Below are 9,005 nucleotides of genomic sequence, written 5' to 3'. Positions count from 1 at the left end.
CAAGGCGCTGATGCCATTTTACTGATGCTGTCAGTGCTTGATGATCAACAATATCGATTGTTAGCAAACGAAGCGGCAAAGTATCACTTAGATTGCTTAACTGAAGTCAGTAACGAAGCAGAATTAGTTAGAGCGATTGATCTAAACGCGCCGATTATTGGTATTAATAACCGTAATTTACGCGACTTAAGTACCGACCTTGCCACCACAGAATTATTAGCACCGCAAATCCCCGCTGACAGAGTGGTGATCAGTGAGTCAGGGATTTATTATCATCAGCAAGTGTGTCGCTTAAACCCATTAGTTGACGGTTACCTTGTCGGTAGCTCAATAATGGCGCAAGACGATATTGATTTAGCCTGTAGACAATTGATTTATGGTAATAATAAAGTTTGCGGCTTGACTCAAATTGACGATATTGCAGCAGTGGCACAAGCCGGTGCGGTATTTGGAGGATTAATATTTCATCCTAAATCACCCAGAGCTGTAACGCCAGCACAAGCAAGTGACTTAGTCGCCCAAATGCACCAACATCATATTGGATTAAACATGGTCGGCGTGTTTGTTAATCATGCCGTTACTGATATCGCAGCTTTAGCCAAAACACTGGATCTTTTTGCAGTGCAACTACATGGCGATGAAACAGAACTTGAAATTAAAGAGTTAAAAACATTACTGACTGAGCAGCAACTTAGCACCGAGATTTGGAAAGCCATTGCAATTGACAGTCAGAGCGGTGAAGTGAGTCCAAAACCTGCCGGGGCCGATCGTTATTTGTACGACAGCAAATCTGCACAGCAATTTGGTGGCACAGGACAAACATTTAACTGGCAAGCCAATATTGATAATAAACAAGACGCCATCTTGGCCGGCGGGTTGACCGCAGAGAATGTTTATCTTGCCAGCCAACAGGGATTTTATGGGGTCGACTTAAATTCAGGAGTAGAATCAGCTCCTGGCCATAAAGACCATCAAAAACTGAACGCTGCATTTGCCCAGTTACGCCGCAATTAACATTGAATAACGAACAACGAATCAACATGAACATACGATTACTCAAAGGGAACATTTATGACCGAGCTCAAGCTTAACCCTTATTTCGGCGAATACGGCGGTATGTATGTACCGCAAATTTTAGTGCCTGCATTAAAACAACTCGAAACAGCCTTTATTGACGCGCAACAAGATGAAAGCTTTATCGCTGAATTTACCGACCTGCTGAAAAACTATGCAGGCCGCCCAACAGCGCTAACACTTACCCGTAATTTAAGTCCAAATCCTATGGTAAAAATCTACCTAAAACGTGAAGACTTACTCCATGGTGGCGCCCACAAAACCAACCAAGTGTTAGGTCAAGCGTTGTTAGCGAGACGTATGGGTAAAAAAGAAATCATCGCAGAAACAGGTGCTGGTCAACATGGCGTAGCCACTGCCCTAGCCTGTGCGCTTTTAGGCTTAAAATGTCGAGTTTACATGGGTGCTAAAGACATTGAACGTCAATCGCCAAATGTGTTTCGAATGAAATTAATGGGTGCTGAAGTGATTCCGGTGACTTCAGGTTCATCAACCCTAAAAGATGCCTGTAACGAAGCCATGCGCGACTGGTCAGCAAGTTATGATAAAGCTCACTACTTACTCGGCACCGCTGCTGGGCCACATCCGTTCCCGACAATTGTGCGCGAATTTCAGCGTATTATTGGGGAAGAAACCAAAAAACAAATTCTTGAAAAAGAAGGCCGTTTACCTGACGCTGTCATCGCCTGTGTTGGCGGAGGCTCAAATGCTATTGGTATGTTTGCCGACTTTATTGACGAACCATCCGTTGAATTAATTGGTGTTGAACCGGCAGGAAAAGGACTTGATACTGCGATGCACGGCGCGCCGCTTAAACACGGTAAAACCGGTATATTCTTTGGCATGAAATCACCGTTAATGCAAAACAGTGATGGTCAAATTGAAGAGTCGTATTCTGTTTCTGCCGGGCTTGATTTCCCCTCGGTAGGCCCGCAACATGCACATTTAAATGCCATTGGTCGTGCACGATATGAATCAGCAACCGATGATGAAGCGTTAGAGATGTTCCAAACCCTCGCTCGCTGTGAAGGTATCATTCCGGCATTAGAATCAGCGCATGCACTTGCTTACGCAGTTCGCATGGCAAAAGAAGCGACTAAAGAGACCATTTTAGTGGTTAATTTATCAGGCCGTGGTGACAAAGATATTTTCACTGTGGCAGATATTTTAGAAGCGAAACAAAAACAACAGGAGAGCGGCAATGAGTAACCGTTATCAAGCAAAATTTGCTGCACTTAAGGCACAAAATCAAGGTGCGTTTGTTCCTTTTGTCACCATTGGCGATCCGAGCCCTGAATTATCGTTAAAGATCATTCAAACCTTAGTTGATAATGGTGCTGATGCACTTGAATTAGGTTTTCCTTTTTCAGATCCATTAGCTGATGGCCCAGTAATACAAGGTGCTAACTTACGCTCATTAGCCGCTGGAACTAAACAAAGCGATTGCTTTGACATTATCGCTAAAATACGCGCGCAATATCCTGATCTGCCTATCGGATTATTGCTATATGCCAATTTAGTATTTGCCAATGGTATTGATGAGTTTTACGCCAAAGCACAAACTGCAGGTGTAGATTCGGTATTGATTGCCGATGTGCCGGTTGAAGAGTCAAAACCTTTTAGTTTAGCCGCAAAAGCACATGGTATCGCACCTATCTTTATCGCACCGCCTAATGCTGATGCTGACACCTTAAAACTGGTCAGCGCACAAGGTGAAGGTTATACCTACCTGTTATCTCGTGCCGGCGTAACGGGTACTGAATCAAAAGCCGGTGTGCCAATTGAGAATATTCTGGCACAATTGGTCGAATTTAATGCCCCACCGCCACTATTAGGTTTTGGTATTGCCGAACCAGAGCAAGTACGCGCGGCCATCAAAGCCGGTGCCGCAGGCGCGATATCAGGTTCTGCAGTGGTTAAAATTATCGAAGCTCATCAACATGATGAAGTCACATTACTGGCAAAACTTGCTCAATTTACCGCAGCAATGAAAGCGGCAACCTAGAAACGTTGTGCTCTTAATAGAAAAGTAAAAACAAAAAAGGCGCTTAAAGCGCCTTTTTTAATGGATGCCATTTTAGACGGGTACTCTAGGTCTGTGATAATCTAAAATACCTCTCGAAGTAGAGTAAAGTAAAATTAGTGACGGTTTGCTTTTGAGATTTTTCTCGCTAAAGAACTTAATATTTGAATATCTAATGTATGAAATTTAATCTCGGGGGGATCATTTTTAAAACTAATTATAACAAGTAACTTACTACTATTTAGACAGTTTCTAATTTTGTACAGCTTTAGTTGATGACAGCCAAAATATAGTAAATTATGGATATAAAACAAATTAACCCATCACTCAAAAAATCAATAATTAAAATAAAATCAAAACCTTAGAAATATAAAAATAGGCCAAGAACGAGTTCATGGCCTATTTTTTATTTACTAAACACGTGATTGATTAATTATTTTATATCAATCAATTAAGAAATAAAGCTAACTCCTTAGCCATCATCTCGAACATTAACACTATATGAAACCGGATCGCCGTAAATGGTTTTAACTGTAATAGATAATAATCCAGCTGATTTTTGATTTGGACTAGCTTCTCGAGTTACAGTAAATGCATACAGTAATGGTTTGTTGGAGGTATTGTTACCAATTGTGTACGACGATGTAGATGTAGATAATGCACCATTGTCAATACTGGTTGTAATCTCAGTACCGTTGGCAAGAGTGTTATTATTGATATCAGACAAGAATAAATAAACAGTTTTTGAGGATATGCCTGTTGCCGCAGTTAAATCTATATCGACTACAGGGGTAATATTCCCCAAGCTGTCAATATCAACTAAACGACCGTAAGGCACGGAACCAGACATAACAATTGGCATATTTCTGAATACATTAAGCTGTGCTTGAGTGTTATTAACTCCAGTTTGGGTACAATTAGATACTGAAGATGCTGCGCACAAAAGACCAGTATAAAAACCATCTTTACCATCAAAGCTACCATTGGTATTAAAGTCAATAAACTCTTCATTTACAGCGCCTAAAGGCACTGATGAGCCACGATAAACACCATCTTCGTTATCATCGGTAAAGGCTTCTGTTAAATCAATGAAATCTTCACCAATATCAAATAAACCATTGCCGTTCAAATCAACAAAACTTTCTTCTCCTATCCCATATGCAGTAATAGTTGCTCGACCAGGTCGAGGCTCTGCTATGACAGAAGTAGAACCATCTAAATAACCCGCTAACTGATTACCGGTACATGGTGGTGTTAATAAACCGTTAAAAGCAACAGGACAAACAACAGATGTTCCTTCAAATGGGCGTGGATTCTGGCTCGTCCAATCTAAAGAACAAGCCCCTGTTCGACCAGCCGTTTCACAGCTCGCGCCGATAGAGCCACCTTCAGTTCTAAAGTTGATCACAGTCCCATCAGGAACAGGATTGTTAAAATGATCTGCTGAACGAATGGTAATCGTCGATGACTCTCCATCATGACTCCAGCCCTCTACATTTAACTGTGTCGCCGATAACGAGAAGCTGTTGTAATCAGCTAAGCCTGTTGTCACTGTTAAACTATCAGACACATTTGACACTATAAGACTTGTTGGATCTATAGCATCCTGCCAAAGAGCAAAAACTTTAACAGGCGTTGGTATTGTTCCTGAACGAACAGTAACAGATACATTACCATTAGCATCAGTGTAAGCTACTGCATATTTATTAGGAGTACTGATATCGCTAGGATACTCAGCATCACCTACTTTAGGAAAATTAGGACAATTTACAAAATCATCAGCTAATGGTGCTGGAGTTAATACCATACCCCCCACATCAGTAGAGAGTTCAAAACAAACTCTTTCAGAACTTGCTGGTTGACCGATCTCATTGAGCAACTTGAAAGCAACATTTGCGGTTTCTGAACGAGCACCTGCACCATCAAGGCCCCCAGAGACTTTAATTGCGAGCTCCTTTGGTGACGCACTGACGAATTGAATTGCACCGACCGCATTAGGATTAATGGTGATATCCGCAGTAGCATTTACGCTTGATGCTCCTGTAATTGCTGAAACAGTAACAGTATCTGTACCTTGGCAATTAATGCTTCGATAGGTTGCAAAACCTTTACCCGCATTTGTTATCACCGGAGAATCAACAACTGCATTACCTGCCGACATACATTGAGAAGAAAACTCTAATGTAAAAGGTTGACTTGTCTCAATACTGCCATCCGGAGCTTTAACGGTTACTTCAATAACAGTAGAGCCGCCAGCTGGAAGAGTGTTAGTACCTATGTATGTACTAACTTCAAGAGAGATATCGACACGACCAATCTCAAAAGCTTTGGTAGAAGTAACTTGTTTAACTTTTAAAGACACTTCACCAGCACCAACATCACCGTTTGAATATAGATCTAAAACAGCTTTACCGTCAGCATTAGTTATTGCTGTAGCAGAATTTGGGCTAATTGCACCTAAAGTCGTACCAGCAGTAATTAGTACTTGCTTTAAAGGTTGATTAGAACCATCAAGTTTGACTATTGCCCCTAAAATACCAGGGCGTTGATTAGTAATGTTATCGGTAACAGGACAGACTTCAAAGTTTTTCAAAGTCTTGTCGAATGTTACAACGCCATTACAATCATAAATTTCAAATGAGATAGAAGGATCTGCAGCAACGGGATCAATATCATCACCAGCGGTAGTAAAACTGACAGTATCAACTGTTAAACCATAACTAGCAGTGATAGTAGCAGCCCCCTCTACGGTTCCTGCTGTAATAGCTAATTCAGCTTTACCAGCGCCATCAGTAAGGGCTGTCCCTACTGAAGGTAGAAACTCACCTAAGCTACTAGAAAATGAAATAACTTTCCCACTTAGTGGGTTGTTATTTCGGTCAAGTAAATAAACTTGTGCACGTCCTGGAGATGATTGGCTAATAGTAGAAGCCTGATTTCCAGTACCATCAAGCAAGCTTATGGTTAATGAGTTGTTTTCACCATCGCCACCAGGAGCATCACCAGCAACACTGTAATTAAATGTTTCTATTAATAGTTCATTATCTAGATTAAAGGTTGCTTGAACAGTACCAGCACCATCCACCATACCAGTCAATAGAGTCACTTTAGCAAAACCACTCGCATCAGTTAGTGCATTTCCTGATGTAGGGTTAATGACCCCCTCACCAACTAAAGAAAAATTAATTAATGCATTCGGTGAAGCTGCTCCGTCTTTTAATAACGTAGCCCTTACAGATCCTGGCGAGCTCTTATTTATACTTCGTAACTCATTATTTAATGAGTCGAGTACCGTTAAATTTAAAGTGTATGAATCTATAGGACGAACAATAACTTCATCACCTAATGTTTCAAAAGCAATACTCGCTGTCGATGACGCTATGCTAACTGACAACTCTGCTGCGCCTGCAACATAACCTGCACTTAAATTAAGTGTGGCTACACCACTATTATTAGTCATTGCTGTGCCCGTTGTTGGCGACAGATTACCTAACGTAGTCGTAAACGTAGCTAACTTACCGGCTAACGGTGAACCATTTAAATCTAAATAAGTCGCCTCTATTACTGCTGGAGTAGCATTACTCACAACTGAAATAGGGTTACCACTATTATCAAATAGCTTGAGTGATAAACGGTTTGTACCAACAGCGACTCCATCACCAAGCATGTAGAAACTTATCGAGGTAGTATAACCAGACTCTGTAGAAATACTTACCGTTGCTGAAGTTTCAATATTGGCACTTAACAGTTTAACCTTTGCTATACCATTAACATCAGTCAATGCTGTACCTGTAGAGGGCTCAAAAACACCGACAGCATTATCGTTTAAAGTAAACGTTACTGATTCATTTGCAATACCAGCACCATTTGTATTAGTAAATAAAACTTCGATAAACCCAGGTTGTATATCAGAAACTGTACTGATGGCAGCCCCTGTCGCGTTCACTAACTTTGCAGAAAGAGAAGAGGTAACAACACCATCACCAATGGAATAAAATCCAATCGTTTTAGACGGTTCGTTATCGATAGCAATTGAAATATTACCAGCACCTTCTTTATCGCCAGCGACAACTTTAATAATTGCCTTACCCGTTGAGTCGGTTAACGCAGTACCGCTATTAGGCACGAAGGTCGCTAACGCTGAATCATCAAAGGCAAAAGATACTACTTTATTAGGGATAGGATTACCCTGAATATCAGTGTAAGTAACATGAACATAGCCAGAGTTAACTGCACTAATATTTGTGATATTTACTTCAGTAACATCCTTCAGGGCAAGCACGATAGTATTATTAGTCAGCTCATCACCTAATGTTTCAAAAGCAATACTCGCTGTCGATGACGCTATGCTAACTGAAGCCTCTGCTGCACCTGCGACACTTCCGGCATTGATTGAAAGACTTGCAATACCGCTCGAGTTAGTTATTGCAGTGCCGGTTCCTGGTGTTAAATAACCTAAAGACGTCGAAAAGTTAGCAATTTTACCAACAAGAGGGGCACCATTAACGTCTAAATAAGTCGCCTCGATAAATGCAGGAGTATCTTTACTTATTATGCTTAATTGTCCGCCTAAAGAGTCTACTAATTTAATGCTTAAACGATTAGTCCCAGTAGCCAACCCATCGCCAAGCATATAAAAACTTACAGAAGTAGTTAGTCCAGTCAGAGAACTTACATTTACTGTGGCAGCAGTTTCTACATTAGCAGTACGGAGTTTAATTTTTGCTACGCCTGTAGCATTCGTCAATGCGGTTCCACTGGAAGGTTCAAATGTACCGTAAGAACTATTATTTAAGGCAAATGAAACAACTTCATTTGCAATACCTACACCTGATGAATCAGCAAGAAGTACTTCTATAAATCCAGGTTGAGAATCCGATATTTCAGTTATTGAAGTTCCTGAAGTATTGGTTAATTTTGCAGTCAAAGATGACGAACCGGATACTCCAGCATCACCTTTAGAGTAAAAATTAATATTAACAATCTCTTGTTCATCAATCTCAACATTAACCGTACCTGCTCCTTCCTTATTTGCTGAAGTAACCTTGATAACAGCTTTACCATCAGTATCAGTCAACGCAGTCCCACTGTTTGGGACAAAAGTCGCTAAAGCAGAATCATTAAGAGAAAAAGTAACTAAGCGATTGGCTATCGGTATCCCTGTGGGGTCTTTATACTCTACATGAATATAACCTGGTGTTAAAAAACTAATATTACTAATTGCATTTCCAGCAGCGTCTTTTAATTTTAGCGTTATTAAATTCTCACCAGTAACAGCCCCATCTCCAGCCATTGATATACCTGTAGACGCTGATTCACCAGAATCTAAAGAAGCCGTTACTGTCACAGCACCTTGAGTGGTTGATGTGCTAAGAATGACTTCGGCCACACCTTCAGAATTAGTTTTGGCAGTCCCAGCGCTTGGGGTAAATGAACCCAAAGATGGATCTGATAAGGAAAAAGTCACAACTGTATTTGCAACAGCTCCAGTTAAAGAACTTGTAACAGTTGCCTTTAACATTGCTGATGAACTTGCCGTAATCTCATTTGAAGATGTCTCAAGTTTTATTGAAATAACCTCAGTAGGATCCGTCCCTCCATCGCCTCCGGTTCCACTATCAGTAATACCGCCGCCGCCACCACATGCGACGAGAAAAAAAGTACATAAAAGTGCGAAATAAACTTTATATGCTGACCTCATTGTCAGGCTCCCTGTTACATTGAAATAAAACTTAAGAATTATTATAGTTACTTATATTTAAACAATACACAAACATCCTATAACTTTAGCATAACTATAATAATTTCTTTGCTATTTATCGGCTAAAACTTTCACTTTTAGGCCATTTCCTAAGTTAACGATTCCTGCTAGTCTTTAGCGCATTCAATAAAGAAATAAAATAATATG

General features: G+C 40.5%; 4 protein-coding genes. 3 read left to right on the top strand and 1 reads right to left on the bottom strand.

All coding sequences use genetic code 11. From position 1 onward, the window contains the following. From trpCF to trpA, 3 genes are all read left to right on the top strand, one after another. Positions 1-1,014: bifunctional indole-3-glycerol-phosphate synthase TrpC/phosphoribosylanthranilate isomerase TrpF (gene trpCF, locus ACED29_RS08480; RefSeq protein ID WP_371697459.1), on the top strand; the 1,014-nt coding region annotated here is incomplete at its 5' end. A gap of 57 nt (positions 1,015-1,071) precedes the next feature. Beyond that, positions 1,072-2,283, top strand: a complete 1,212-nt coding sequence (gene trpB, locus ACED29_RS08475; protein ID WP_124016489.1) for a tryptophan synthase subunit beta — start codon at positions 1,072-1,074, stop codon at positions 2,281-2,283. Further along, on the top strand, positions 2,276-3,079 hold the full coding sequence (gene trpA, locus ACED29_RS08470; protein WP_371697458.1) for a tryptophan synthase subunit alpha: 804 nt from the start codon (positions 2,276-2,278) through the stop codon (positions 3,077-3,079). The genes trpB and trpA overlap by 8 nt, the downstream gene beginning before the upstream one ends. Positions 3,080-3,569: 490 nt before the next feature. On the opposite strand, the gene ACED29_RS08465 is transcribed toward trpA, so the two are convergent. Next, positions 3,570-8,798 carry a beta strand repeat-containing protein gene (locus ACED29_RS08465; RefSeq protein WP_371697457.1) on the bottom strand — a complete coding sequence of 1,743 codons (5,229 nt, stop codon included), beginning with the start codon at positions 8,796-8,798 and terminating at the stop codon, positions 3,570-3,572. Positions 8,799-9,005 lie beyond the last annotated feature (207 nt).

The organism is Shewanella sp. 5S214, assembly GCF_041439795.1.
In the GTDB taxonomy this organism is placed as follows: Bacteria; Pseudomonadota; Gammaproteobacteria; order Enterobacterales; family Shewanellaceae; genus Shewanella; species Shewanella vesiculosa.
The sequence above is the reverse complement of the archived record's forward strand: the minus strand, read 5'-3'. Positions and strand labels throughout refer to the sequence as shown.

Coding starts and splice junctions, on each gene's coding strand:
- ACED29_RS08465 (WP_371697457.1), bottom strand. CDS start 8,798: ATGAGGTCAGCATATAAAGTTTATTTCGCACTTTTATGTACTTTTTTT.
- trpB (WP_124016489.1), top strand. CDS start 1,072: ATGACCGAGCTCAAGCTTAACCCTTATTTCGGCGAATACGGCGGTATG.
- trpA (WP_371697458.1), top strand. CDS start 2,276: ATGAGTAACCGTTATCAAGCAAAATTTGCTGCACTTAAGGCACAAAAT.